This window comes from Corynebacterium sp. MSK008 (genome assembly GCF_030232585.1).
Lineage (GTDB): Bacteria > Actinomycetota > Actinomycetes > Mycobacteriales > Mycobacteriaceae > Corynebacterium.
The window spans coordinates 1-26,957 of record NZ_JASPJX010000006.1; the positions used below are offsets into that span (position 1 = coordinate 1).

At 64.5% G+C, this 26,957-nt stretch carries 22 protein-coding genes and 1 tRNA gene; 16 read left to right on the forward strand and 7 right to left on the reverse strand.

Going from position 1 to position 26,957, the window contains the following annotated elements; genetic code table 11:
* Positions 1–76: 76 nt before the first annotated feature.
* The 5 genes from QP996_RS06115 to QP996_RS06135 form a co-directional block, all read right to left on the reverse strand.
* Positions 77–153 (reverse strand) — tRNA-Arg (locus tag QP996_RS06115).
* A 211-nt stretch (positions 154–364) separates the two neighbouring features.
* Entirely contained in the window at positions 365–1,039 is a 675-nt protein-coding gene (locus tag QP996_RS06120) for a LutC/YkgG family protein (RefSeq protein WP_284871724.1), read from the reverse strand.
* Entirely contained in the window at positions 1,040–2,593 is a 1,554-nt protein-coding gene (locus QP996_RS06125) for a LutB/LldF family L-lactate oxidation iron-sulfur protein (protein WP_284871725.1), read from the reverse strand.
* The gene (locus QP996_RS06130; protein ID WP_194560253.1) at positions 2,590–3,375 is read right to left on the reverse strand and encodes a (Fe-S)-binding protein; all 786 of its coding nucleotides are present in this window, start codon (positions 3,373–3,375) and stop codon (positions 2,590–2,592) included. Before QP996_RS06130 ends, QP996_RS06125 begins: the two co-directional genes overlap by 4 nt.
* 90 nt (positions 3,376–3,465) lie before the next feature.
* A complete protein-coding gene (locus tag QP996_RS06135) occupies positions 3,466–5,148 on the reverse strand; it encodes an L-lactate permease (protein ID WP_284871726.1) in 1,683 nt (560 codons plus the stop codon).
* Positions 5,149–5,314: 166 nt separating this feature from the next.
* On the opposite strand from QP996_RS06135, the gene argS reads away from it, so the two are divergent.
* From argS to thrB, 4 genes are all read left to right on the forward strand, one after another.
* The gene (argS, locus tag QP996_RS06140) at positions 5,315–6,967 is read left to right on the forward strand and encodes an arginine--tRNA ligase (protein WP_284871727.1); all 1,653 of its coding nucleotides are present in this window, start codon (positions 5,315–5,317) and stop codon (positions 6,965–6,967) included.
* On the forward strand, positions 6,968–8,332 hold the full coding sequence (gene lysA / locus QP996_RS06145; RefSeq protein ID WP_284871728.1) for a diaminopimelate decarboxylase: 1,365 nt from the start codon (positions 6,968–6,970) through the stop codon (positions 8,330–8,332).
* 86 nt (positions 8,333–8,418) lie between these two features.
* On the forward strand, positions 8,419–9,771 hold the full coding sequence (locus QP996_RS06150) for a homoserine dehydrogenase (protein ID WP_284871729.1): 1,353 nt from the start codon (positions 8,419–8,421) through the stop codon (positions 9,769–9,771).
* A gap of 11 nt (positions 9,772–9,782) precedes the next feature.
* Positions 9,783–10,712 (forward strand): homoserine kinase, encoded by a 930-nt coding sequence (gene thrB, locus QP996_RS06155; protein WP_284871730.1) that lies wholly within the window; start codon positions 9,783–9,785, stop codon positions 10,710–10,712.
* Here the strand turns inward: thrB and QP996_RS06160 are convergent.
* Positions 10,709–12,025 carry an HNH endonuclease signature motif containing protein gene (locus QP996_RS06160; RefSeq protein ID WP_284871731.1) on the reverse strand — a complete coding sequence of 439 codons (1,317 nt, stop codon included), beginning with the start codon at positions 12,023–12,025 and terminating at the stop codon, positions 10,709–10,711. The two genes, thrB and QP996_RS06160, sit on opposite strands and share 4 nt — an antisense overlap.
* A 347-nt stretch (positions 12,026–12,372) precedes the next feature.
* On the opposite strand from QP996_RS06160, the gene QP996_RS06165 reads away from it, so the two are divergent.
* Positions 12,373–14,358 carry a vWA domain-containing protein gene (locus QP996_RS06165; protein ID WP_284871732.1) on the forward strand — a complete coding sequence of 662 codons (1,986 nt, stop codon included), beginning with the start codon at positions 12,373–12,375 and terminating at the stop codon, positions 14,356–14,358.
* Positions 14,359–14,370: 12 nt separating this feature from the next.
* Here the strand turns inward: QP996_RS06165 and QP996_RS06170 are convergent, their stop codons facing one another.
* A complete protein-coding gene (locus QP996_RS06170) occupies positions 14,371–16,101 on the reverse strand; it encodes a long-chain fatty-acid--CoA ligase (RefSeq protein WP_284871733.1) in 1,731 nt (576 codons plus the stop codon).
* A gap of 240 nt (positions 16,102–16,341) precedes the next feature.
* Here QP996_RS06170 and rho point away from each other — a divergent pair, with 240 nt between their 5' ends.
* The 11 genes from rho (at position 16,342) to atpA (ending at position 26,916) form a co-directional block, all read left to right on the forward strand.
* Positions 16,342–18,111 carry a transcription termination factor Rho gene (gene rho, locus QP996_RS06175; RefSeq protein WP_284871734.1) on the forward strand — a complete coding sequence of 590 codons (1,770 nt, stop codon included), beginning with the start codon at positions 16,342–16,344 and terminating at the stop codon, positions 18,109–18,111.
* On the forward strand, positions 18,111–19,190 hold the full coding sequence (gene prfA, locus QP996_RS06180) for a peptide chain release factor 1 (RefSeq protein ID WP_284871735.1): 1,080 nt from the start codon (positions 18,111–18,113) through the stop codon (positions 19,188–19,190). The genes rho and prfA overlap by 1 nt, the downstream gene beginning before the upstream one ends.
* Positions 19,177–20,022: a peptide chain release factor N(5)-glutamine methyltransferase gene (prmC, locus tag QP996_RS06185; protein WP_284871736.1), complete on the forward strand. Its 846-nt coding sequence runs from the start codon at positions 19,177–19,179 to the stop codon at positions 20,020–20,022. The genes prfA and prmC overlap by 14 nt, the downstream gene beginning before the upstream one ends.
* A gap of 25 nt (positions 20,023–20,047) precedes the next feature.
* Entirely contained in the window at positions 20,048–20,704 is a 657-nt protein-coding gene (locus QP996_RS06190) for an L-threonylcarbamoyladenylate synthase (RefSeq protein ID WP_284871737.1), read from the forward strand.
* Positions 20,705–20,710: 6 nt separating this feature from the next.
* Entirely contained in the window at positions 20,711–21,874 is a 1,164-nt protein-coding gene (locus QP996_RS06195) for an MraY family glycosyltransferase (protein WP_284871738.1), read from the forward strand.
* Between the two features lie 19 nt (positions 21,875–21,893).
* Complete coding sequence (locus tag QP996_RS06200; RefSeq protein WP_284871891.1) at positions 21,894–22,292, forward strand: Cg1360 family ATP-synthase-associated protein; 399 nt, start codon at positions 21,894–21,896, stop codon at positions 22,290–22,292.
* Positions 22,293–22,647: 355 nt separating this feature from the next.
* Entirely contained in the window at positions 22,648–23,442 is a 795-nt protein-coding gene (atpB, locus tag QP996_RS06205; protein WP_181888242.1) for a F0F1 ATP synthase subunit A, read from the forward strand.
* 97 nt (positions 23,443–23,539) lie between these two features.
* On the forward strand, positions 23,540–23,785 hold the full coding sequence (locus QP996_RS06210) for an ATP synthase F0 subunit C (protein ID WP_034999811.1): 246 nt from the start codon (positions 23,540–23,542) through the stop codon (positions 23,783–23,785).
* A 46-nt stretch (positions 23,786–23,831) separates the two neighbouring features.
* Entirely contained in the window at positions 23,832–24,404 is a 573-nt protein-coding gene (locus QP996_RS06215) for a F0F1 ATP synthase subunit B (protein WP_284871739.1), read from the forward strand.
* A gap of 5 nt (positions 24,405–24,409) precedes the next feature.
* On the forward strand, positions 24,410–25,243 hold the full coding sequence (locus tag QP996_RS06220) for a F0F1 ATP synthase subunit delta (protein ID WP_284871740.1): 834 nt from the start codon (positions 24,410–24,412) through the stop codon (positions 25,241–25,243).
* Between the two features lie 8 nt (positions 25,244–25,251).
* The gene (atpA, locus tag QP996_RS06225; protein WP_284871741.1) at positions 25,252–26,916 is read left to right on the forward strand and encodes a F0F1 ATP synthase subunit alpha; all 1,665 of its coding nucleotides are present in this window, start codon (positions 25,252–25,254) and stop codon (positions 26,914–26,916) included.
* Positions 26,917–26,957: the final 41 nt, after the last annotated feature.

Consider the following 26,957-nt stretch of genomic DNA (forward strand, 5'->3'; position numbering starts at 1 on the left):
AGAACAAAAACAACTGGGATGCCGGTCCGTCCAACATGTCGCGACTCATGCGTCAAGCATGACGCGACTCATGACATGGTGTCCCCGACAGGATTCGAACCTGCGACCTTCGGTACCGGAAACCGATGCTCTAATCCACTGAGCTACGGAGACAATGCCGTCTAGATTAGCACCCGGATCCACAGCCAACGAAATTGGAACGAACCCTAGGGTGACTCCCAGCTTCACCCCATGGATTTGCAACACCCATGTCGCATAATCATTGGTGCGCGCCGCGGGAACGGCGTGACACGGGAAACAATGACAGCGAAACGGCCGGCCCCGAGAGGGACCGGCCGTTTCGTTATGCCAGGCTAAGCGCCGGCTACTTCACAACCATCACGATCAGGTCGCGCGGGCCGTGCACGCCTTCGACGCGCACGAGCTCGATATCGGAGGTCGCGGACGGACCAGAGATCATGGTCGCCGGGCGCTCCGGGTCGATGCGGGAGATCATCTCCGGCACGCCGAAGACGACGGATTCCGGGCGCACGATGCAGATGTGGCGGTCCGGGACCAGGGATAGGGCGCGGCGACCGCACACGTCACCGGATTCCAGCACGATGGAGCCGGTCTGCGCGGAGGTGACCTTGGAGTCGGTGATCACGGCGTCGACGTCGGAAAGCTCGCGCGGATCGGTGTCGTTGGAATCCGGGCGTGCGGTGCCTGCGAAGCCGTCGAAAAGCGAGGCGTCCAGGCCGGGGGCGTAGACGACCTCGTTGCACTTGCGGTCCGCGAGCACCTTGACGATGTCCTCGGCGAGGGTCGCCTCGGTGGTCTCCACAACGTCCGCCTTGTAGTCCACGAGGCGGTCGATGAGGATCTCGCGCAGCTCGTCGCCGGAGATGTCGGAGGAGGTGTTGTAGTTGCGCACCACCTCGACGTGCTCCGGGGTGTTGGACAGCTGCTGTGCGTCGCGGATGCGCTTGAGGATCTCGCGCTTCGCGTCCTCGTTACGGGTGTCGCGCGGGGCAGAATTACCGTTTACTCGAGTAGTCATTTACTTGTCCTCTTCCTCGAAACGCTCGCCGGTGACCTTCTGGCCCTCCGGGATGCCCTGCTCGCGGGCCTCAGCGAGCAGACGCTCGGCCTCCTCGGAGCCCCACCACTGGCGGAAGGACTTCTTCGGCGGCACGGCGACATCGCGGTACTCGGTCCAGCCGGAGATCGGCGGCGGCATGAGGTCGATCTTGCCGTTGAAGCCGCCAAGCACGCGGCCCAGGGCCACCATGCGGACCAGCTTGTCCCACACGCCGCTGCGGCCCCAGACCTGGGCCAGGGAAGCGAACGCCGCGCGCTCAACGTGGTTCGGCTCGTTCTTCGCCTTCTGGTAGCGCAGCTCCAGCAGAATGTCCGTGATCGGGATCTTCACCGGGCAGACCTCGTTGCAGCGGCCACACAGGGAAGACGCGTACGGCAGGGAGCCGTTCGGGTCGTCCGAGGAGTCGATGCCGGTCAGCTGCGGTGACAAAATCGCGCCGATCGGGCCCGGGTAGGTGGAGCCATACGAGTGGCCGCCGGCACGCTCGTAGACTGGGCAGACGTTCAGGCAGGCGGAGCAGCGGATGCACTTCAGGGCCTCGCGGCCGATCTCGCTGGACAGAGCGGCGGTGCGGCCGTTGTCCAGGAGGACGATGTGGAAGTTCTGCGGACCGTCGCCCTCGGTCACGCCGGACCACAGGGAGGTGTACGGGTTCATGCGCTCGCCGGTGGAGGAGCGCGGCAGCAGCTGCAGGAACACGCCGAGGTCCTCGAAGTTCGGCAGCAGCTTCTCAATGCCCATGACGGTGATCAGGGTCTCCGGCAAGGTCAGGCACATACGGCCGTTGCCTTCGGACTCCACGATGGAGACGGTGCCGGTGTCCGCGCAACCGAAGTTGGCGCCGGAGATGGCCACCTTTGCCTCCATGAACTGCTGACGCAGGTACTTGCGGGCAGCCTCAGCCAGCTCCGCCGGGTCCTGGGTGAGAGTCTCGTCCGTGTTCGGCATCTTCGCGGCGAAGATGTCGCGGATCTCCGCGCGGTTGCGGTGGATCGCCGGGACCAGGATGTGGGAGGGGAAGTCCTCGCCGAGCTGCACGATGAGCTCTGCCAGGTCGGTCTCTTGCGCGAAGATGCCGGCCTTTTCCAGCTCCTCGTTCAGGGCGATTTCCTGGGTGGCCATGGACTTGATCTTGACAACCTTGTCCTCGCCGGTGGCCTTGACCAAGTCCTGGATGATCTCGTTGGCTTCCTTGGAGTCACGTGCCCAGTGGACATGGCCGCCGCGGGCGGTCACGTTCTCCTCGAACTGCTCCAGCAGCTCGGGCATGCGGGAAGCGACGTCGCGCTTGATGGTGGAGCCTGCCTCGCGCAGATCCTGCCAATCGTCCACCTCGTCCACGACAGCCTGGCGCTTCACGCGGATGGTGGTGGTGGCGTACTGGTAGTTGCGGCGCTTGGTTACGTCGTTGAGTTCGTGGTGCGCAGCCTTCTGGAACTTCTCCTTGCCCCGCAGGTGGGAAGGGCCGTTCGCGAACGGCGGCATAGTGGGTTGACCGAGTGCGACCTTCACAGCATCTTCTCCTTCTTGTACGCCGCCGACGTCGGGGTCAGCGGGTGCTCCTTGGTGGAGGCGAGGATCTCCGCCATGTGCACAGCGCGGATGCCCTGGTGCTGACGGGACATTGCGCCCGCGATGTTCATCAGGCAGGAAGAGTCACCGGCGGTGACGTACTCGGCCTGGGTGTCCTTGATGTGGCGGACCTTGTCGGAGACCATGGCGGAGGAGACCTCGGGCATCTTCACGGAGAAGGTGCCGCCGAAGCCGCAGCATTCCTCAGAGTTGGGCAGATCCACCAGCTCCAGGCCCTCGACGTGGCGCAGCAGCTCGGTCGGGCGGTCGCCGACCTTGATGAAGCGCAGGGAGTGGCAGGAGGAGTGGTAGGTCACGCGGTGCGGGAAGAACGCGCCCACGTCGTAGGTGCCCGCGACGTCCACGATGAACTCGGAGAGGTCGTAGGTCTTCTTCGACGCGGTCCTGGCGCCGTCCGCCAGTGCCTTGGAACCGAAACGCTCCGCCAGCTCGACGTGCTGCTCGCGCACGGCACCGGCGCACGAGCCGGAGGGTGCGACGACGTAGTCGATGGAGGGGTCCGAGAAGGCATCGACATAGGTTTCGATGATCGGAATTGCCTGCTCTTTATAGCCGGTGTTCACGTGCATCTGGCCACAGCAGGTCTGCTGGTCTGGAAAGACAACGTCGTAGCCCAAGCGGGAAAGCACAATGGCCGAGGCCTTGTGCGCGTCGGGGAAGAGGGCGTCGCCGATACAAGTAGAAAACAGCGCTACTCGCATGTTCGGACTCCTAAATTGTGAGATCACAGGGAAAAATGAAAGCCCCCGCAGGCTGTGATGACCTCGAGGGCTCCGATATTCGGTTGTCAGTTACGGAACGACCGGCGCAAGTGCTTCCAGAACGTTCGTCTGAAGGAACACTATCACGCACACAGCAACCAGGAAGCCGAAGCTCCAACCGACGACCTTCTTGAAGATCTCGGACTCCTTGCCCTCCATGTTCACCGCGGTGGCGGCGATGGCGAGGGACTGCGGGGAGATCATCTTGCCCACAACACCACCGGTGGTGTTCGCGGCCAGCATGAGGTCCGGGTTGAGATCCAGGTTGTTTGCGGCGGTGACCTGGAGGTTGGCAAACAGTGCGTTGGCGGAGGTGTCGGAACCGGTGACGGCCACGCCGACCCAGCCGAGAATCGGCGCGAAGAACGCGAACGCCGGGCCGAGGTTGGCGAAGAACTCGCCGATGGTCACGGTCTGGCCGGAGTAGTTCATCACGTACGCCAGCGCGAGGACGAGCACGATGGTTAGCGCGGACCAGCGCATCTTCCAGGCGGTGTCCACAAATTCCTTGCCCACCTGACCCCAGGTGAGCTTGTAGCGACCGTTCTCGTTGAACGCCATGTACAGCACGGTGACGATCAGGGCGGAGATGACCATCAGGCTGCCCGGGTTGTTGATGTAGGCGAACGAGTAGTCGCTGTTGACCGGCTCACCCGCTGCGTTGAGCAGTTGGCCGTCGAGGCCCGGCCAAGGGAAGGAGATCTTGAACTGCTTCAGCCAGTTCGGGATCGTGCTGCCCAGGTTGGCCAGGCCGAACACGACCACAACCACCGCGTACGGGAGCAGCGCCATGAAGACGCGGTTGGACGGCAGGTCCACCTCTTCGCCGTCGGCTGTGGCGCTGTGCTCCAGGCCGAGACGCTCACGCATGCCTTCGACGCCGCGCGGCTGCCAGAAACGCAGCAACACGAACGCCGCACCCAGCGCGATGATGCAGGCAATCACGTCGGTGAGCTGGTAGGCGAAGTGGTTGGAGGTCCACCACTGGGCGATACCGAAGGACAGGCCGATGACGAAGGCTGCGGGTGCAGTCTCGCGGACACCGCGCCAGCCGTCGATAAGCAGGGCAATGATGAACGGGACGAAGAACGCCAGGAACGGGGTCTGGTGGCCCACGATCGCCGCGATGTTTTCAGTCTGCTCGAGGGTGCGGCCGCCCACGTCGCCGGCGGTGGTGATCGGGATGGCCACGGCGCCGAACGCCACCGGGGCAGTGTTGGCGATGAGCACCACGGTCGCTGCCTTTAGCGGCGGGATGCCCAGGGCCAGGATCATGGTGGCGGTAATGGCCACCGGCGCGCCGAAGCCGGCGAGCGCCTCCAGCAGGCCACCGAAGCAGAACGCGATGAGCATCGCCTGGATGCGCACGTCGCCGTTGCCCATCTTGTCGAATACGAGGCGCAGATCCTCGAAACGTCCGGACGCGACGGTGATCTGGTAGAACCAGATGGCCGTCAGGATCACGAAAACGATGGGGAACAAGCCGAATAGGCCGCCGCGGAAGGCCGAGGAGATGGCCATGGCGGTGGGCATGTGGAAGCCGAGGATGGCAACCAGGATGGCAACGGCCAGCGCGACTGCGCCGGAGGTGTGCGCGCGGGCTTTGAAACCGAGCAGCATGATGAAAAACGTGAGCAGCGGCAAGGTAGACACCAGTGCCGAGAGGCCCACGTTGCCGCCGACTGCGTCGGTGAAGACTTGGAATTGATCCATGGGAGGCTCTTTCGAGTCAGGAACGGGCAATGACTGGGAAAAGAATATGCCATTAGGTAGCCGAAAGTGACCAATCAGGGTAAGTAAAATTGGTGTGACCTAACGCATAGACCTTGCTGTGGGCACGCTTCGTGCGGTGTCGGCGGGTGATTTAGACTTGTGCTCCATGACGCCAGCTGAACTCGCAACCACCGTGAAAGAGGCCGCGACGCGCGTGCTCGCCGCCCACGACCTCGACGCCTCCGTTGTCCCCGACACCGTGACCGTGGAGCGCCCCCGCAACCCCGAGCACGGCGACTACGCCACCAACATCGCGCTCCAGGTGGCCAAGAAAGCTGGCACCAACCCTCGCGAGCTTGCAACTTGGCTTGTCGACGACCTGTCGGACAACCCCGCAATCGACTCCGCCGAGATCGCCGGTCCCGGCTTTATCAACCTGCGCCTCGCCGCCGGCGCGCAGGGCCAACTCGTGGCGAAGGTGCTGGACGAGGCCGAGAAGTTCGGCCACAGCGATCTGTACGCGGGCGAGAAGATCAACCTTGAGTTCGTCTCCGCCAACCCCACCGGCCCGATCCACCTCGGCGGCACCCGCTGGGCGGCAGTGGGCGACTCGCTCGGCCGCGTGCTCGAAGCCGCCGGCGCGGAGGTGACCCGCGAGTACTACTTCAACGACCACGGCGGGCAGATCGACCGATTCTCCCGTTCGCTCGTCGCCGCCGCGAAGGGCGAGCCCACTCCGGAGGACGGTTACGGCGGCGATTACATCCGCGAGATTGCCCAGGGGGTCGTCGAAAAGCATCCTGATGCTCTCGACGGCACCGATGCCGAGGTGCAGGAAACCTTCCGCGCGGCCGGTGTGGAGATGATGTTCGCGCAGATCAAGCAGTCCCTGCACGAGTTCGGCGTGGACTTCGACGTGTACTTCCACGAAAACTCGCTGTTCGAGTCGGGAGCTGTGGACAAGGCCGTGCAAACGCTGAAGGACAACGGCAACCTGTACGAAAACGACGGCGCGTGGTGGCTGCGCTCCAGCGACTTCGGCGACGACAAGGACCGCGTCGTGCTCAAGTCCGACGGCGACGCCGCCTATATCGCAGGCGACATCGCGTACGTGGCCGACAAGTTCGACCGCGGGCACACCCTGGCCATCTATATGCTGGGCGCTGACCACCACGGCTACATTGCGCGTCTGAAGGCTGCGGCGCAGGCGCTGGGCTACAACGCGGACGCTGTCGAGGTGCTCATCGGCCAGATGGTCAACCTGGTGCGCGACGGCCAAGCCGTGAAGATGTCCAAGCGCGCCGGCACCGTAATCACGCTCGAGGACCTCGTGGACGCCATCGGCGTCGACGGCGCGCGGTACTCGCTGGTGCGCTCCTCGGTGGACTCCACACTGGACATCGACCTGGACCTGTGGACAAAGCAGTCCTCCGACAACCCTGTTTACTACGTGCAGTACGCCCACGCCCGCCTGTGCTCCATCGGGCGCAAGGCGGCAGAAGCCGGCGTGTCCTACGCCGACCCGGACTTAGCGTTGCTCACCCACGACAAGGAGGGCGACCTCATCCGCACCCTCGGCGAGTACCCGGCCGTCGTGCGCGCCGCCGCCGAGCTGCGCGAGCCGCACCGCATCGCCCGCTACACAGAGGAGTTGGCCAGCGCGTTCCACAAGTTCTACGACTCGTGCCAGATCCTGCCCAAGGCCGGCGAGGATGCGGAGCCGATCCACACCGCCCGCCTCGCCCTGGCGATGGCGTCGCGCCAGGTCGTCGCAAACGCACTTGGCCTGATCGGCGTGAGCGCACCGGAGCGGATGTAAATGACCGTTTTCGTCTCCACGCCCTACGAGAAAGACAGCGGCGACTTCAATGACCTGCCCGCACACGTCTGGCCCCGCTGCTCCAAGCGCGAGGAAGACGGCGTGGTCACTATCGCCGGTGTGCCGCTGCCGGAGATTGCCGCGGAGTACGGCACCCCTGTGGTGGTCATCGACGAGGACGACTTCCGCTCCCGCTGCCGCGACATGGCCGCCGCATTTCTGGCTCCGGGGAACGTGCACTACGCCTCCAAGGCGTTTCTGACCCGCCGCGTGGCGCGCTGGGTGGACGAAGAGGGCCTCGCCCTCGACGTGGCCAGCGAGAACGAGCTGCGCATCGCCCTAGCCGCGGACTTTCCACCGGAGCGCATCACCGTGCACGGCAACAACAAGTCGGACGAGTTTCTGCGTCTGTGCGTGGAGTCCAAGGTCGGCCATGTGGTTATCGACTCGCAGCAGGAGCTGGCGCAGCTGGAGGCCGTCGCGAAGCAGGCGGGCGTGAAGCAGGATGTCTTTGTCCGCGTGAAGCCAGGTGTGGACGCGCACACGCACGAATTCATCGCCACCAGCCACGAGGACCAGAAGTTCGGCATCTCGCTTGCTACCGGCGACGCCCTTTCGGCCGCCACCGCAGCCATCACATCCGATTCGCTGGAGCTGACCGGCCTGCACTGCCACGTCGGCTCCCAGGTCTTCGACGCCGAGGGGTTCAAGCTTGCCGCCGAGCGCGTGCTGGGCCTGTATGCCGAGATCTGGAAGACCCAGGGCGTGGCGTTGGGCTACCTCGACCTCGGCGGCGGCTACGGCATCGCCTACATGCCGGGGGAGTCGCCCTTGGACGTCAACGCGGTGGCGCGCGACCTCCTCGCCGCAGTGCAGGAAGTCGCTGACGAGCTCGGCATCGCCGCGCCGACCGTGGTGGTCGAGCCCGGCCGCGCGATCGCCGGCCCGTCCGCAGTGACCGTTTACACCGCCGGCGTGATCAAGGATGTGGACACCTCGTACACCACCTCGCGCCGCTACATCGCGGTCGACGGCGGCATGAGCGACAACATCCGCCCCTCGCTATACGGCGCGCTTTACGACGCCCGCGTGGTCAACCGCTTCACCGACGGCGCCCCCACAGACACGCGCCTGGTCGGATCCCACTGCGAGTCCGGCGACATCCTGGTGGAGGAAGCCTCCTGGCCCGATGACATCGCCCCAGGCGATCTCATCGCGCTGGCCGCCACCGGCGCCTACTGCTACTCGATGGCCTCGAACTACAACGCGTTCGGCCGCCCAGCAGTGGTGTCCGTGCGCGGCGGCGAGGTCACGCCGATGGTGCGCCGGGAGACCGTCGAGGATCTGATCGCCCGCGAATATTAATTGACCGGCAGTGCCATTTGCGCGATAGTAGACAAAGCGGTCCACCGCTGATCCCCGCAACGTACGACGAAGGAGCTACACGCATCATGACTTCCGCCACCGCCGAGGGATACAACGGCAACTACCCGGGCAAGGGCATCGGCACCCCAGTGGGCATCGCAGTGCTGGGCAAGGGCACCGTCGGCACAGAGGTGCTGCGCCTGCTGTCCGAGTTCTCCTCCAACTTGGAGAACCGTATCGGTGGCCCGATCGAGGTGAGAGGCGTTGCGGTATCGGACGTCGAGAAGCATAAAGATGCCCCCGAGGTCCAGGGCCTGTACTTGACTGATGACGCACGCGAACTGGTCACCCGCGACGACGTGGACATCGTGGTCGAGCTCATCGGAGGCATCGACTACCCGCGCGAACTCGTGCTCGAGGCGCTCAAAGCCGGTAAGTCCGTCGTCACCGCGAACAAGGCCCTTGTGGCCGCCCACAGCGCTGAGCTTGCAGACGCCGCCAACGCCGCCGGCGTCGACCTCTACTACGAGGCCGCCGTCGCCGCAGCCATTCCGGTGGTGGGCATGCTGCGCCGCTCGCTCGCGGGCGACCAGGTGCAGAGCATCTCCGGCATCGTCAACGGCACCACCAACTTCATCCTCGATGCCATGGCATCCACCGGCGCCAGCTACGAGGAAGCGCTCGCTGAGGCCACCCGCCTCGGCTACGCGGAGGCCGACCCGACCGCGGACGTGGAGGGCCACGATGCTGCCTCCAAGGCCGCCATTCTCGCCTCCATGGGCTTCCACACCCGCGTGACCTTCGACGACGTCTACTGCGAAGGCATCACCAAAATCACCGCCGACGACATAGAGGCCGCCAAGAAGTCCGGCCACACCATCAAGCTGCTGGCTATCTGCGAGCGGCTTGTCGACGACGCTGGCAACACCACCGGCGTCAACGCCCGAGTCCACCCGACCCTCGTGCCCAACGAGCACCCGCTCGCGTCCGTGGACAAGTCCTACAACGCCATCTTCGTCGAGGCAGAAGCAGCAGGTCGACTCATGTTCTACGGCAACGGCGCCGGCGGCGCCCCCACCGCATCCGCAGTACTCGGCGACTTGGTCGGCGCTGCCCGCAACAAGGTCCACGGCGGCCGTGCCCCGGCCGAGAACCCGTACGCGGACTACCCGGTTGTCGCGTTCGAGCAGGTGACCACGCGTTACACCATCAACATGACGGTCAACGACCGCGTCGGCGTACTCGCAGACCTCACCGCCCGCTTCGCCAAGGCCGGCATTTCCTTGTCCGCGGTTCGCCAGGAGGAGTCCGGCGACGAGGCGCACCTGATCGTTGTCACCCACGCCGCCCGCGAGCAGGACCTCAACGCGATCGTGGAGCAGCTTTCCGGCCACGACGACGTCCTCGCCGTCAACTCCGTCATCCGCCTCGATTCCTAAGGTTTCCGTCTATGGCTATTGATTTGCAACCCGGCCTGAAAGTCAAGGTCACCGTCCCCGGTTCCTCGGCGAACCTGGGCCCCGGCTTCGACACCCTCGGCATTGCGCTGAGCATCTATGACACCCTTGAGGTTGAGGTCACCGACTCCGGCCTTGAGGTGGAAATCTTCGGCGAGGGCGCCGACGACCTTCCCCGCGACAGCTCCAACCTCGTCGTCCGGGCCATCCAGTCCGGCCTGGCCTCCGCGGACGTCTCCGCACCCGGCCTGCGCGTGGTGTGCCACAACACCATCCCGCAATCCCGCGGCCTCGGATCTTCCGCCTCGGCCGCCGTCGCCGGTGTGTTCGCCGCCAACGCGCTGGCGGGCTCCCCGCTTGATGAAGAAGCCGTCGTGCAGCTGTCCTCCGAGTTTGAGGGCCACCCCGACAACGCCGGCGCATCCGCCCTCGGCGGGGCAGTGGTGTCCTGGACCGACATTCCCGTCGACGGCCAGTCCAAGCCGTCCTACCGCGCCGTGCGCATCCCGGTGGACGAGTCGATTAAGGCCGTCGCGCTCGTGCCTGACTTCCACGCTTCCACCAACGCCGTGCGCAAGGTGCTGCCCAGCCACGTCACCCACACGGACGCGCGTTTCAATGTCTCGCGCACCGCGGTGATGACGGCCGCGCTGCAGCACCACCCGCAGCTGCTCTTTGAGGGCACCCGCGACCGCCTCCACCAGCCGTACCGCGCCGACGTCCTGCCAGTGACTGCGGAGTGGGTCAACCGCCTGCGCAACCGCGGCCACGCCGCCTACCTTTCCGGCGCCGGCCCGACCGCACTGGTGCTCACCACCACTGAGGTGGAGCCGTCGCTTCTCGACGAAGCACGTTCCGCCGGTCTCCGCGTCATCGAACTCGACGTCGCCGGCCCGGCCGCAGCTGAGCTCGTGCGCGACTAGGCGCCGGCCCGCTCGTCGAAGCTGTCTCCCGACGTCACCGTGTCGCGCAACGGCCCCTGGTGGTTGTAGGTGCGGGTGGGCAGCGACCTGTTCCTGGACACATACTGCGTGCCGTCCTGAAGACGGAAGTACAGGTCGGGCCCTTGCGCCTGGATGTAGGCAGTGCCGTGGCTGATCTTCGAATGGCAGCTGGAGCACAAGGGGATGAGGTTGTCCATGTCCGTTGCACCCCCGTCCTCCCATTCCTGAATGTGGTGGATCTCGATGAAACGCCTATGGCTGCATCCGGGCATTGCGCATTGGTGGCCCCAGGCGGTCAATAGCGCGAGCACTTGCGCGTCAGTGGCGAAGCGTTGTGCGCGCCCGACGTTGATGGTCAGCCCCTTCTTGTCCAATAGGTGCATTCGCACAGTGGCGTTGGCAATGTAACTGCGGACCTCCGCGGAGCGTGCCGAAATGTTCTCCGGCATCCACGCCCCGCCGTCCTCGGTGAGCACGATGTTGACGTGGGCGCCGGGGGTACGAAGCGGGCTGGTGGGGCTGTCGCGCACCATGTCCATCATGGCGATGAAGGCGGGGTAGAGGTCCTTCTTCTCCGGCGGGCCGAAGCGTGAGGGCGGGCGCAGAATCGACTCCAGATCGAGCTTGGACTTCCGCGGTTTAGGGGCGTCCGCAGTGAAATCAGGTGGGCAAGACTCTGCTTCTGCTTCGGCCGCCGCGATGAACTCGTCAAGCTTGTCCGGGTCCGCGAGCTCTTCTGAGTTGGGTAGCTCGGCGCAGTAATTGGCCAGCTGAGCGACCTTCAACGCGGTGAGCAGTGCTTGTCCGCGTACCGCGGGAAGGAGCGCGCGGAAATCCATCATTCCGTCGGCGCGGAAATCGGCCTTCACAAATGGTTCTTCGGGTTCGTTCTCATCGGCGGTGTCGGTGCCGGCGAGGATGCGTTCGAGCTCGGAAAAGGCATGGATGAGTGCGAGGTCGATCAGTTCTTCCTCGTTCTGCTCGTGCATGAATTTCAGTAAGAAACGCATCGTGTTGTACGGCATCACGCCGGAACGGAACGTCTCAAACAGCAGGCGGAACCGGCGTAGGCCCCGGGCGACGCGGAGATACTCGTACGCGGTGGATGGCGGGAGATTGAGCTCGCGTTTGAGCCATGTGGCAGTGGAGAATTCGCCACGTTGTTCGGCAATGTCCTCTTCGTCGAGCTGGCCGAGTGCATCGAGCATGTCTGCACGGTGGGTGTGGGATTCGCAGTGGTGGAACTTTAGATCGTCTATAAGCTGCAGTGTTTTGCTGGTGGCTGTGGTCACGGGAAGCCCCCTGGGCGATGGCTGGATGGTCGCTGTGGGGTCGAGGGTAGGCGAAAGTGTGTGCGATGTAAAGGGGTTCTTCAAAATTATTTGCGAAGATTGAAAAGTGATTCTGCGGCCGCAGAACACCCTCAAGCTCGGGTTGAGGGTTGGGTGGTCGAGGGTCAAGTGATTCTGCGGCCGCAGAACACCCTCAAGTATTAGATGAGACTTTCGAAGCGCGTGGATTCTGCGGCCGCAGAATGTGGGCCGGGGTCTTTACAAAGTGATAACGAGGCGTGCAGGTGTAGTGAAGTTCTTTTATTGTCCAAAGTGATTCTGCACACATCAGAGAAGGGCGCGTGAAAATGAGTTGGTCGGTTTCGCAGAAAGGCGCGAGGGTCGTTCTCGCGCTGATGATTGCGGTGTGTTGCTGCTTGGCGTGGGCGCCGGTGGCGTGGGGGCAGTCGTCGTCAACGGCGGTGTCCACGGTGACGGAGACCTCTTCGTCGACGACGTCGACGAATACTTCGTCCGCGGCCTCCGAAGGCTCGGAAGACAGCAAGGCGATGCTGATCTTGGATGCATCGTCGTCGATGGTTGAGGCAGACGCCGAGGGCACGCGCATGGAATCGGCGAAGAAGGCGGCGAATGAGCTGGTGGAGTCGCTGCCGGAGACCGCGAACATGGGGCTGATGGCCTACGGCGCGAATGAGTCGGACGCGCCGGACAACCGCGAGCGCGGCTGCAAAGACGTGGAGACCCTGGCCAAAGTGGGCAAGATTGACAAGGCGAAGTTCACGTCGGCAATCGACGGCCTGGAGCCGAAGGGCTACACCCCGATGGGCAATTCGCTGCGCAAGGCCGCAGAAGAGCTTGGAGACGAGGGGGAGCGCTCAATCATCCTGGTTTCGGACGGCATTGATTCCTGCGCGCCGCCGCCGGTGTGCGAGGTGGCCAAGGAGCTGGCCGAAGACGGCGTTGACCTAGCAATTCACACAGTGGGTTTCCAGGTGGACGACGCGGCGCGCAAGGAGCTGCAGTGCATCGCGGAGGCCGGCAACGGTCAGTTCCTGGAGGCTAAGGATGCAAGCAGCCTGGCGACGTCGCTGAAGTTCCTGGCTCAGCGCGACATCGGCAAGTACAAGGTTGAAGGCACGCCGTTCGAGTTCGCGGATTCGCCTGATAGCGCCAAGTGGCTCGGCGAGGGGCAGTACCAGACAAAGGTGACCCCGGATTCCAACGCGAAAACCGACCGTTACTTCCGAGTGTCCGTGCCGGAGGGCTATAACGCGCTGATCGCGATGACCCCAATTTGGCAGCCCGACGGGCACTTCGAAGATGCTGAGGTGGTCCTCGAATCCTCCGCGCAGACCAATGAGAACGACCCGAACTGCGGTAGGGCCAAGACAAAACTCAGCCCCGCCAGCATCGCAGGTAGCGCGAAATTCGCTATGGAGCCGTACTGGATCTCGTTGGCCCGTGAAGATCAGCTGGATAACTGCGATATGAGCGATTGGCTGATCACCACGCAGATCTTCAAGAGGGGAGCCGAGCTTGTCGATGACGTAAACGTCGAAGTCAACGTGTTCTACTCGCCCATCCCGGATGCGGAGCAAGCGAAGGAGTGGTCGGGCCGGAGTATCTCCTCCGGCAAGTATGACGGCGAGGTGCCCCTCGGCACCTCCCAGGAGATCACCGGCGGCACGAGTTTCAACGACGCGGTTGAGATCTCCGAAGGCACCTATGCCGACAAGATTGTCCCCGGCGAGTACCGCTTCTACAAGATCCCTGTGACCTGGGGCCAGCGCCCGGTGATGAAGATGAAGGTCAGTGAGTCGGTCACAAACGACGCGGACTCGATGAAGATCAAGATCTTCGACCCGACACGCATTGAAACCGCGACGAGGGACTTCAGCTTCTATGACAAAGAGGAGGAGAGCGGCCCCGTCTCGCCAGCGCAGTTCACCATGTACGGCGGGGACAACCCGCACCAGGGGTACTACTTCCTGCACGTCGGCATGGGTGCGAAAAGCGAGGGCGAAGCGACCGGCGTGGAGCAGCCTTACGAGTTCGCGGTGATGCTCGACGGTGAGCCGGTGGACGGTGGCCCGGACTGGACCCCGACTTATGAGAACGGTCCGGAGCCGTCGGATGAGCCGATCAAGTTCGACGGTGCTAGCGGCTCAGATGAGGAGCAAACGGTGGAGGAAACCACACAAGCAGCGGAGAGCACCGAAGCTGCAGAGGACAAGTCCGGCGGGTTGTCCTTGCCGTTGCTGGGTGGCCTCGCCGTTTTGCTGCTCGCCGTGATTGGTGCGGTGGTTTTCCTGCTCAACCGCAACCGGGCATAAGAGCAGTTTGCTTTACGACGTTGCCTTCGGCCGGCTGCCGGGGCCGGGCAAGGCGATGATGTCGAACTCGTCTTTGGCGAGGTGCTTGCGCAGGTCCTTCTTGTCGAACTTGCCCACGGACGTCTTGTCGATGGTGTCGACGAACGTCCAGTATTCGGGCGCCATCCACTTCGGCAGCACGTCGGCGAGCCTGGCACGCAGGCGGGCGGCGGTCTCTGCGGTGGGCGCGACCTCTGCGGTCAGTTTGGTTACCGCCAGGGGGCGCTCGCCCCACTTGTCGTCGGGGATGCCGATGACGGCGCACTCGATGACTTCTTCGGACTCCATGATCAGGTTTTCCACCTGGGCGGAGTAGATCCACTCGCCGCCGGAGCGGATGACGTCGCGGGCGCGGTCGTAGAGCGTGAGGAAGCCGGCATTGGTTACGGTGCCCACATCCCCGGTGCGCAGCCAGCCGTCGGCGGTGAAGTGATCGCGCACGTCATCGACGTCTTCGCCGCGGAAGCGCGAGGCGATCTCGCCGGGCTCCTGGGTGGGCGAGTGGTAGTAGCTGGAGGCGACCATGTTGCCCCGCACTTGAATCTCGCCCTGGGTGAGGTCGGTGGGGGCCATGACCTGGCCGTCGTTGACCACGCGGTATTGCAGGGTGGGGGCGAAGCGGCCCTGGGAGATGCGGTAGGCCCAGCGGGCCTCACCGGAGGCACCGGACGGCGGCCTGGCGACGGTACCCACGGTGGAAGTCTCCGTCATACCCCACACGTGCACCACGTCGACGCCGTAGCGCTCCTCCCACACCTTGATCAGGGCGGGCGGGGCCGGCGAGCCGCCGACGAAGATCTCCTGGAGGCTCATGCGCTCGGGCGGGTTGTGCAGGTAGTGCACCATCAGCTGGATCCACAGGGTGGGCACCCCGTGGGCGACGCGCGGGTGGGTGCCCGCGATGAGCTTGGCCAAGGTGGGGGCGGACATGTCCGAATCCGGCAGCACCAGCGGCGTGCCGGCCAAAAACGCGGCGAGCGGCACGCCCCAGCTGAGCACGTGGTAGATGGGGATGCAGCACAAAAACGTCTCGCCGTGGGTCACGGCCAACGAGTCGGTGGCGCGCAGGCCCGTCGCCTCCAGCCACAGGGAGCGGTGCGAATAGGCCACGCCCTTCGGTGCGCCGGTGGTGGCGGTGGAGTACACCAGCGCCGCGGCGGTGTTCTCCGGCAGTTCGGGCCATGGGTAGGACGTCGGTCGGCCGTCGAGAAGCTGCTCGTAGCTGTATACCTTGACTGCGTCGGGGAGGTGCGAAGCTGCGTCGTCAAGCGGTTCGATGCCCGTAAACGCCACCGCGCGCACGCTCGGGCAGTCCTGCAAAATTGTGCCCAATTTCTTAGCCAGCCGCGGGTCCGCGACCACGACTTCGGACTCGGAGTGGTTGACAACGTACGCGATCTGATCCGCCATGAGCTGCACGTTTAGAGGATTGAACACCGCGCCCTTCGCGGCGACGGCGAACATCACCTCGATGTGCTCCGCGCAGTTGTACAGCAACGTGGACACGCGCTGATCGCCGTCGATGCCCAGGTCGTTGTGCAGAGCATGCGCAAAGGCCGCGGCGCGCGCGCCGATCTCGGCGAACGTGGTTTCCTCCGCGCCGGATGCGCGCCACGTCGTGCACTTCGTGTTGGCGTGGGCGGTGATGCCGAACTCCAAAATCCTGGCGACGGAGAACGGCACCTCCTGCATCGTTGAAAGCATGCAGGCCATGTTAGCGCGGGCCTGATTAACGCAAGGCCTTCCATGCGCTACACTTTTGCGTGGATCGTGCGAATTGCACCCGTCCCGGAACATCTCCGGTTGAGGGTGCTGGCGGCGCAACCGGGAGGAACGTTGCCCCGGGCCCGCGGGATCCGTAAGACCGCACACGACCGCTACCGGTGCATGCAAACGCGAATATCTGCGCGATTAAGCAGCTGGTTTAGCGACGAAAGGACACACGTGACCGAAACCGGCACCGCGGCCGACCTCGCCGCAATGAAGCTTCCGGAGCTGCGCAAGCTCGCCGCCGAGAAGGGACTCAAGGGGATCTCTGGGCTCCGCAAGGGGGAACTCATCCAGGCCATCGTCACCGGGCAGGTGCCACGCAAGGCCGCCGCTGAACAGCCTGCGCCGGAGAAGGCGGAGAAGGCTGAGAAGCCGGAGAAGGCTGAGCCAGCTGAGAAGCAGCAGCCTAACGACGACGAGGAGTCCCGCGGGGCATCGCGCTCCGCAGCCCGTCGCGCCCGCCGCAACCGCGCGCGCTCGCAGCATGACGAGCAGCAGGGCGGTGACAACCAGGACAACCAGGACAACCGGGACAACAACAACGGCGGCGACGAGCAGAACCGCGACAACCACAACAACAATGACCGTGGCAACGACCGGGGCGGCCGCAACAACCACGGCAACCACGGCGGCAACAACGACGACCACCACGGCGGGGGACGCCGCGGCCGTCGCGGGCGCCGCAACCGTAACCGCAACCGGGACCACAACAACGGTGGCGGCAACAACAACGGAAACAACAACGACAACCAGAATTTCAACCCGGAGGACCTCCAGGAGGTCGCGGGTATCGCGGACGTGCAGGACAACGGCTCCGCGTTTATCCGGACCACCGGCTACCGCCAGTCCAACGCGGACGTCTATGTGCCGCAGAAGCTCGTGCGCCAGTCGGGCTTGCGCTCCGGTGACGCGGTGACGGGCCAGGTTCGCGCGAACGGGCAGTCCCACTCGCAGGGCAACGGCCGTAACCGCCGCAGCTACAATCAGGTTGTGCGCGTGGATTCCATCAACGGCCAGACCACGGAGGCGGCGAAGGGCCGCAAGGAGTTCCACAAGCTCACCCCGCTGTACCCGAACCGCCGTCTGCGCCTGGAAACTGAGCCGAAGATCCTCACCACCCGCGTGATCGACTTGGTCATGCCGATTGGTAAGGGCCAGCGCGCGCTGATCGTCTCCCCGCCGAAGGCGGGTAAGACGACGATCCTGCAGAACATCGCCAACGCGATCGCCACCAACAACCCGGAGTGCTACCTCATGGTGGTGCTGGTGGACGAGCGTCCGGAGGAAGTCACGGACATGCAGCGCAGCGTCAACGGCGAGGTCATTGCCTCCACGTTTGACCGTCCGCCGTCAGAGCACACCGCTGTGGCCGAGCTTGCCATCGAGCGCGCGAAGCGCCTGGTGGAGATGGGCCAGGACGTGGTGGTCCTGCTGGATTCCATCACCCGCCTGGGCCGCGCCTACAACAACTCCTCCCCGGCGTCCGGCCGCATCCTCTCCGGTGGTGTGGACTCCAACGCGCTGTACCCGCCGAAGCGTTTCCTGGGCGCCGCCCGCAACATCGAGGAGGGCGGCTCGCTGACGATTATCGCCACCGCGATGGTGGAGACCGGCTCTGCTGGCGACACCGTGATTTTCGAGGAGTTCAAGGGCACCGGCAACGCGGAGTTGAAGCTGGACCGCAAGATCGCGGAGCGCCGCGTGTTCCCGGCTGTGGACGTCAACCCGTCCGGCACCCGCAAGGACGAGCTGCTGATGAGCCCGGAGGAGGCGCGCGTGATGCACAAGCTGCGCCGCATCCTCTCTGCGCTGGATCCGCAGCAGTCCATCGACATGCTGATCAAGCAGCTGAAGAAGACGAAGACCAACGGCGAGTTCCTCATCGGCGTGGCCAACTCTGCACCGATGGCGCAGACGGAAAACGACGAGGAGGACTACTCCTAATGGCAGACAAGACGCAGGTTTCGCTTGTCGACGATTACGTGGCCGAATACCAGGGCATCCAGGCCCAGATGGGCGACCCAGAGGTTGCGGGCAACCAGGACCAGTTCCGCAAGCTGTCCAAGCGCTACGCGGAGCTGCAGCCGATCATCAACGTCTACAACGACCTGACCCAGGCGCAGGAGGACCACGAGGCCGCGGCCGAGATGGCAGCCGAGGACAAGGAGTTCGCAGACGAGGCCAAGCGCCTTGAGGGCGAGATTGTCCGCCTGGAGGAGGAGCTGGCTGACCTGCTCGCCCCGCGCGACGAGCACGACGGCGACGACATCATCATGGAGCTCAAGGCCGGCGCCGGCGGCGAGGAAGCCGCGCTGTTCGCCGGCGACCTTGCGCGCATGTACCAGAAGTACTGCGAGAAGCATGCCCTGACCTGGGAGGTGCTGGACGTTGCAGAGTCCGACCTGGGCGGCGTGAAGGACATGACCGTCGCGGTCAAATCCAAGAACCCGTCTCGCGACGGCGCCTGGTCCAAGCTGAAGTTCGAGGGCGGAGTGCACCGCGTGCAGCGCGTGCCCGTCACGGAGTCCCAGGGCCGCATCCAGACCTCCGCCGCGGGTGTGTACGTCTTCCCGGAGGCCGACGAGATTGAAAGCGTCAACATCGACGACAAGGACATCCGCGTCGACGTGTACCGCTCCTCCGGCAAGGGCGGCCAGGGCGTGAACACCACCGACTCGGCTGTGCGCATCACCCACCTGCCCACCGGCATCGTGGTGACCTGCCAGAACGAACGTTCCCAGATCCAGAACCGCGCCCGCGCCATGCAGGTGCTGCAGGCTCGTTTGGACCAGCTGGAGCGTGAGAAGCAGGAAGCCGAGGAGGCCGAGGGCCGCGCATCCCAGGTGCGCACCATGGACCGCTCCGAGCGCATCCGCACCTACAACTGGCCGGAGAACCGCATTTCGGACCACCGCATCAACTACAAGTCCAACAACCTGGATTCGGTGCTCGACGGCAACATGGATGACCTGATCACGGCGCTGCAGACGCACGAGCGCCAGGAGCGTCTTGAAGCGGAGTAGCGTTCGCTCCCACCTCGCGAGCGCCACAAACACGCTGCGCGAGGCGGGCGTCGATTCCCCGGAGGTGGACGCGCGCCTGCTCGCCGCGCACGTGCTTGGCGTTGCGCCAATGCAGCTCATGTTCGCCGATGTCACAGCTGACTTCGACGAACGCTACACCGAGCTCGTCGCCCGCCGCGCCGCACGTGAGCCGGTGCAGCACATCGTTGGCACCGCGCCGTTTTTCGGCGTCGACCTCGCCGTCGGCCCCGGCGTGTTCATCCCGAGGCCCGAAACAGAGGTCCTCGCGGAGTGGGCGGTGCACAAGCTTATCGACGCACCTTCGGCCCCCACCGTCGTCGACCTCGGCTCCGGCACCGGAGCGCTAGCCATCGCGGTCGCCCGCGCCAGGCCGGATGCGACGGTGTACGCGGTGGAACAATCCGGAACAGCACGCGAGTATCTGCAGCGCAACGTGGACGCGCTCGCGCCCCAGGTCAACGTGGTGGCGGGAGACATGACCGACCCGGGGCTGCTCACCGGAGTCCGCGCGGACGTGGTGGTGTCCAACCCGCCGTACGTGCCGGAGACGCCGGAACTGCAGGACGAGGTCTACGCGGACCCCCACGAGGCAGTGTTTTCGGGGGCTGACGGGATGGCGGCGATTCGCGGACTCGTGCCCGTCGTCAAGCAAATGCTCAAAGATGGGGGAGCGGTGGGCATTGAGCACGACGACACCACCTCCGAAGCCGTGCAGGATGAGCTGCGCGCCGGCGGTTTCGCGGACGTGCGGGCGCTGAAAGATATGACTGGGCGGGCCCGGTTTGTCACGGCGAGTAAGCTAGCCCGGTAACTGCCCGACGGCCAAGGAGCGAACTTTGAGGGAAACGTACGACTGCCTCGACCCGCAAAAGCGCATCGAAGGTGTGCGCGCGGCCGCCGACGCCGTCCGGGCCGGCCGCTGTGTCGTGCTGCCGACGGACACCGTCTACGGCATCGGCTGCGACGCCTTCAACAACGACGCCGTGGACACGCTGCTGGCCACCAAACGGCGCGGGCCGGACATGCCTGTACCGGTGCTCGTGGGCTCCTGGGTGACCATCCAGGGGCTCGTGCGCGAGTTCACCGAAACCGCGAAAACCCTGGTGGAGGCGTTTTGGCCAGGCGGACTGTCCATCGTGGTGCCTGAGGCGCCAAGCCTGCCGTGGAACCTCGGCGACACGCGCGGCACCGTGCTGTTGCGCATGCCGAACCAGCCGCTGGCGCTCGAGCTTCTGCAGGAAACCGGGCCGATGGCGGTCTCGTCCGCGAACATCTCCGGCAACCCGCCAGCGACCACCGCCACCGAGGCGCGACAGCAGTTCGGCGACGCGGTGCCGATTTACCTCGACGGCGGGACCGCGGACATTGGGGAGCCGTCCACGATCATCGACCTGTCCGGCCCTGCGCCGCGGATCCTGCGCGAGGGGGCGATCTCCGCAGAGCGCATCGGTGAAGTCTTAGGGCTTGACCCGGAGAGCTTGCGGAGGAAGTAGCCGCCGATGAACGCCTCCGGTGTTCCGCTGCGTGAGCTGGGCCTTGTCCTGCTCGTGGCGGCCGCAATCACGTACCTGGCCACAGGGCCGGTGCGTTCCATGCTCGTGCGCACAGGCAGGGTGGCGGAGATCCGCCAGCGCGACGTGCACACGCAGCCGACGCCGTCGTTAGGCGGACTGGCGATGTTCACCGGGTTCTTGGCGGCCTACGCGCTCGCGCAGCAGCTGCCGGCGCTGACCCGCGGCTTCGCGCCCGTCACGCCGGAGATGACTGCGGTGCTGGTGGGTGGGCTCGCCATCGTGTTGGTCGGCGTGGTGGACGACTTGTACGAGCTGCGCGCGCTGACCAAGCTGATCGGCCAGTTCGCGGCCGCGATCATCATGACGGCGCTGGGCATTGTTTTCACCGTGTTTTATGTGCCGTTCGGGGAGGGCACCACGCTCATCCTGGATCAAGTCCAGGGCATGGTCTTGAGCGCGCTGTTTACGGTGCTGCTCATCAACGCCGTGAATTTTGTCGACGGCATCGACGGGCTCGCTGCCGGGCTGGGCATGATCGCGGGTTCTGCGATCCTGATCTACTCGCTGGCGGTGCTGCACGACCAGGGCGGCGCGGTCTCCGCCTACCCGCCGGCGATCATCTGCGCCATCCTGGTGGGCATCTGCGCGGGATTTTTGCCCCACAACTTCGAACCAGCGCGCATCTTCATGGGCGACTCCGGAGCGATGCTGATTGGACTGCTGCTCGCCGCGGCGTCGATCTCCGCGTCCGGCAAGATCAACATGTCGCTGTACGGTGCGGCGGACCTGGTGGCGCTGGTCAGCCCCATTATCGTGGTGTTGGCGGCGATCGCGCTGCCGGTACTTGACCTGGTGTGGGCGGTGATCCGCCGCACGGCGAGGGGGCAGAGCCCGTTTGCTGCGGACGCCGGGCACATCCACCACCGCCTACTGCGGCTCGGGCACACGCACCGCCGCACCGTGCTGGTGCTCTACATGTGGGTCTCCGCCGTCGCGTTCGGGGCGGTGAGCTTCTCCGTGGTGCCGTTTAAGATCGCGGCGTCGCTGAGCGTGGCTGCGCTTCTGGTTGCGTTCTTGCTCACGCTGGTGCCCTTGGCCAAGGGGAAAATCGGTCCGGCAGGTAGGATGAGCCAGCGTGAAACCGCTTGAAGTCAACGACGCAAACGTGATGTCTGACCACCGCCGCCCGCTCGTGCGGGCGCTGAAGGTCGCTGGCTGGGCGCTTGTGGTGCTCGCAATCGTCTCGCTGATGGCGTGGGGCGCCGCCCGTGAACTGCCCGGCATCTGGGCCGTATTGATGGGCGTGGCTGTCGGCGGCGGCTTCGTATTGCTGACCGCCGTCAGCGTGCTCGCGACATCGAACTCGTCGCCGAACACAACCATGGCGGTCGTGCTCGGCGGCTGGCTGCTCAAGATGGGCGTGCTTGTGCTGTTTTTGCTGTGGATCCGCGGCTACGATTTCTACGACCACAAGGCATTCGGCTTTACGACGATCGCGGCCCTCGTGGTTGCGCTGGCTGCCGAAGCATGGGGCACGATCACCACCCGCACCACCTACCTGGACTAGGGGTAGAAGCAACCTGTGACAGACCTAACAACTACGCGAAAACGCGTCGTAGCTGGGTAGTTGCTGGTTTTGGGGGGCTGGGGTGGCGAGTTGGGGGGATAACTGCACAGGTAAAACCTACTTTGCGTGGATGGCCTGTTAGGATTACCGCTGGGTTTGTTCCGAGTCGATATCAACCCTCGTAAGCAGGGGAAACCGGCGCAAGAACGACATCCCCTGCCCCCGCGGAAGCAGATGTGCGACGGAGTCCGCCGCGGAGGCAGTCTTTGTTGAAGACGTCCATCGCACCGCGCACCGAGTGCATCGGAGCGCGGCCCGAGAACGGGAGAGAACGCTGAGCGTTACAACTTTGGCCATGAAGGGTGAATTCCACGCACCTTCGCTTGGTCCAGAATTTTTCCCGGGGCAGACGTACGGCCAGCTCATTGGCGAAGACTTCGCTAATGGGTGGTTCGCACTCGATCGCATCATGCTCGTCCGCCTCTTCATGGCGGCGATTTTGGTGCTCCTCTTTGTTATTGCCTTCCGGAACCCGAAGCTGGTTCCCAAGGGCCTGCAGAATGTCGCCGAGATCGGTGTCGATTTCGTCCGCGTGCACATCGCGGAGGACACGCTGGGGAAGAAGGACGGCAAGCGCTTCCTGCCGCTGCTGTGCACCATCTTCTTCACCACGCTGTTCATGAACGTCGCAACGATCATCCCGGGGCTGAACATCTCGCCTAACGCGCGTATCGGCATGCCGATCGTCATGGCGGTTGCGGCCTACATTGCGATGATCTACGCCGGCGTGAAGCGCTACGGCATCGCATACTTCAAGCACTCGACCGTGATCCCCGGCCTTCCGCCGCTGCTCCACCTCCTGGTGGTGCCGATCGAGTTCTTCTCGACGTTTATTCTGCGTCCGGTCACCCTGGCGCTTCGTCTTATGGCGAACTTCCTGGCTGGCCACATCATTCTCGTCCTGCTGTACTCCGCCACGAACTTCTTCTTCTGGCAGCTGAACGCATGGACGGCAGTGAGTGGCCTGACCCTCATCGCAGCGCTGCTGTTCACCGCATACGAGTTGATCATCATCTTCCTGCAGGCGTACATCTTCGCCCTGCTGACTGCGGTGTACATCGAGCTGTCGCTGCACGCGGATGCGCACTAACAAAGCGCGACCACACGGCCAACTGAATAACCCCACCATCTGTCACTCGCTCACCCGCACCCCGCGGGAGGGCACCTAGAAAGGGAACGACTTTCACATGAACGACATCATTCTTGCTCAGGCAGCGGAGACCGTGAACCGCTACGAGGGTCTCGGCACCATCGGCTACGGCCTCGCAACCATCGGCCCGGGCATCGGCATCGGCATGCTCGTCGGCAAGACCGTCGAGGGCATGGCTCGCCAGCCGGAGATGGCTGGCCAGCTGCGCACCACCATGTTCCTGGGTATCGCCTTCGTTGAGGCGCTTGCCCTGATCGGCCTCGTCGCCGGCTTCCTGTTCTAAAAACACGAACGAGTAACCCGTACATTTTTTAGATCAGGAGCAACCAATGACTAACGTCACTGCATTCCTCGCTGCCGCAGAGGGCAGCGAGAAGCTGCCGCTGGAGAATGAACCTTCCATTCTTCTGCCGGCCGCCTACGACGTGGTTTGGTCTCTTGTCGTTTTCATCATCGTCGGCCTACTTTTTGCGAAGTACGTCATTCCGAAGTTCCAGGAAGTGCTGGCGGAGCGCGAAGACCGAATCAAGGGTGGCATCGAGCGTGCTGAGGTCGCCCAAAAGGAAGCTAAGGCTGCCCTGGAGAAGAACAACGCCGAGCTTGCGGAGGCGCGCCACGAGGCCGCTGAGATCCGTGAAGCCGCCCGCGCCCGCGGCAAGGAAATCGAGGCTGAGTCCCGTGCCCGCGCCGAGGAAGAGGCCCGCCGCATCATCGAGTCCGGTGAGAAGCAGCTTCAGGCTTCCCGCGAGCAGGTTGTCGCTGAGCTGCGCAACGAGATGGGCCAGAACTCCATCTCGCTGGCTGAGCGTCTGCTGGGCACCGAGCTGTCGGATTCGACCCGCCGCTCGAACACGATCGACGAGTTCCTGAGCGAGCTCGACCGCGTGTCGACGAGGAAGTAGGCGAGATGAAGGCAGCTAGTCGCGAAGCACAGTCGCACGTTACGGACACGCTCGATGAGCTGGTCCGGAACGCCGACAATTCCGTCGCCGTGGCTGCGCAGATCGGTACTGAGCTGTTCCTCACCGTGGACCAGCTCGACACCGAGCGCGCGCTGCGTATCGCCGTGGCCGACACGTCGCTTGAGTCCTCGCAGCGCGAGGGCATCATCCGCGACGTCTTCGGCAATAAGGTTGCGGAGCCCACCTTGAACATCCTCACCGCTGCGGCGCAGCAGGAGTGGTCGACCCCGCGCGAGTTCCGCGCCGGTCTGATCAACCTCGGCCGTCGCGCGCTGGAGCTGGGTGCCAAGGAACAGGGCCAGCTGGAGCAGGTGGAAAACGAGCTGTACCAGCTCTCCACGCTGCTCGAGGGGGAGAAGGAGCTGACCCAGCTGCTCTCCGACCGCACCGCAACCCCGGCGCAGAAGCGCGGACTGTTGGCTAGCGTGATTTACGGCAAGGTGACGATGTTCACCGAGGCACTGGCATTGCAGGTTATCGGCCGCCCCCACCACAACCCCGTCGACGACTTGGCCGAGCTGGCCGCGGGCGTTGCGGAGCTGCGTGGCAAGGCTGTCGCACGCGTGAAGGCCGCTGAGGCACTCAGTGACACCCAGCGCGATGCACTGGCCCGCAAGCTGGAGCAGATTTACGGTCGCGAGATGGCCATCCACTCTGAGGTTGACCCCAGCCTCCTCGGCGGAATGGTTGTCCGTGTGGGCGATGAGGTCATCGACGGTTCGACGCGCGGGAAGATCACCCGCCTGCGCACCGACATGGCGGCCCAGGCGACCAAATAGAAAACAACATGCTGGAAGAAACTACCGAGAGCAGGAAGAACATGGCGGAGCTGACGATCTCCTCCGATGAGATCCGTAGCGCGATAGCGAACTACACCTCGAGCTACTCCGCGGAGGCCTCCCGTGAGGAGGTCGGCGTGGTGACTTCGGCTGCAGATGGTATTGCCCAGGTTTCCGGGCTGCCAGGTTGCATGACGAATGAGCTGCTCGAGTTCCCGAACGGCGTCATTGGCGTCGCACAGAACCTCGAGACCGACTCCATCGGTGTCGTGGTGCTGGGTAATTTTGAGACCCTTTCCGAGGGCGACGAAGTCAAGCGGACGGGCGAGGTTCTCTCGATCCCGGTCGGCGAGAACTTCCTCGGCCGCGTGATCAACCCCCTGGGCCAGCCGATTGACGGCCTGGGCCCCATCGAGTCCAACGAAGAGCGCGCCCTGGAGCTCCAGGCCGCAGGCGTTCTCGACCGCCAGCCGGTCGAGGAGCCGCTGCAGACCGGCATGAAGGCGATCGACGCCATGACCCCGATCGGCCGTGGCCAGCGCCAGCTCATCATTGGCGACCGCAAGACCGGCAAGACCGCGGTCTGCATCGACACCATCCTCAACCAGAAAGAGTTCTGGGAGACCGGTGACCCGTCGAAGCAGGTGCGCTGCATTTACGTCGCCGTCGGCCAGAAGGGCTCCACCATTGCTGGTGTGCGCCAGACTTTGGAGGAGGCCGGTGCGCTGGAGTACACCACTATCGTGGCGGCTCCGGCATCCGACTCCGCTGGCTTCAAGTGGCTGGCACCGTTCTCCGGTGCGGCCCTGGGCCAGCACTGGATGTACCAGGGCAAGCACGTCCTGGTGATCTACGATGACCTGACCAAGCAGGCTGAGGCCTACCGTGCGATCTCCCTGCTGCTGCGCCGCCCGCCGGGCCGCGAGGCATACCCGGGTGACGTGTTCTACCTGCACTCCCGTCTGCTGGAGCGTGCCGCCAAGCTCAACGATGAGCTCGGCGCAGGCTCCCTGACCGCGCTGCCGATCATCGAGACGAAGGCGAACGACGTGGGCGCCTTCATCCCGACCAACGTCATCTCGATTACCGACGGCCAGGTCTTCCTGCAGTCCGACCTCTTCAACCAGGGCGTGCGCCCGGCTATCGACGTGGGCATTTCCGTGTCCCGTGTCGGTGGCGCCGCACAGACCAAGGGCATGAAGAAGGTTGCCGGTAACCTCCGTCTGGACCTCGCCGCATACCGCGACCTGGAGGCCTTCGCGGCCTTCGCGTCCGACCTCGACGCCGCTTCCAAGAAGCAGCTCGAGCGTGGCCAGCGTCTGGTGGAGCTGCTGAAGCAGTCCGAGCACGCGCCGCAGCCCGTTGAGTACCAGATCATCTCGATCTGGTCCGCAAACGAGGGCGTTTTCGACGTCGTTCCCGTCGAGGACGTCCGCCGCTACGAGGCAGAGCTGCACGAGGCCATCCGCGCCAACGCTCCGCAGGTCTACGACCAGATTGCGGGCGGCAAGCAGCTTGACGACGACTCGAAGGCCGCGATCCTGCGCGTCAACGAGGACCTGGAGCGCAACTTCCAGGCTTCCTCCGGCGAGCGCATCGTCCGCGAGGCCGAGGCAGAGCCGCTCGACTCCAAGCAGGTGGCCAAGAACCAGCTCAACGTCAGCCGCTCCTAGACCGCGTGAAACGCGACTAGGACTACTACTTAAAGGAAGGG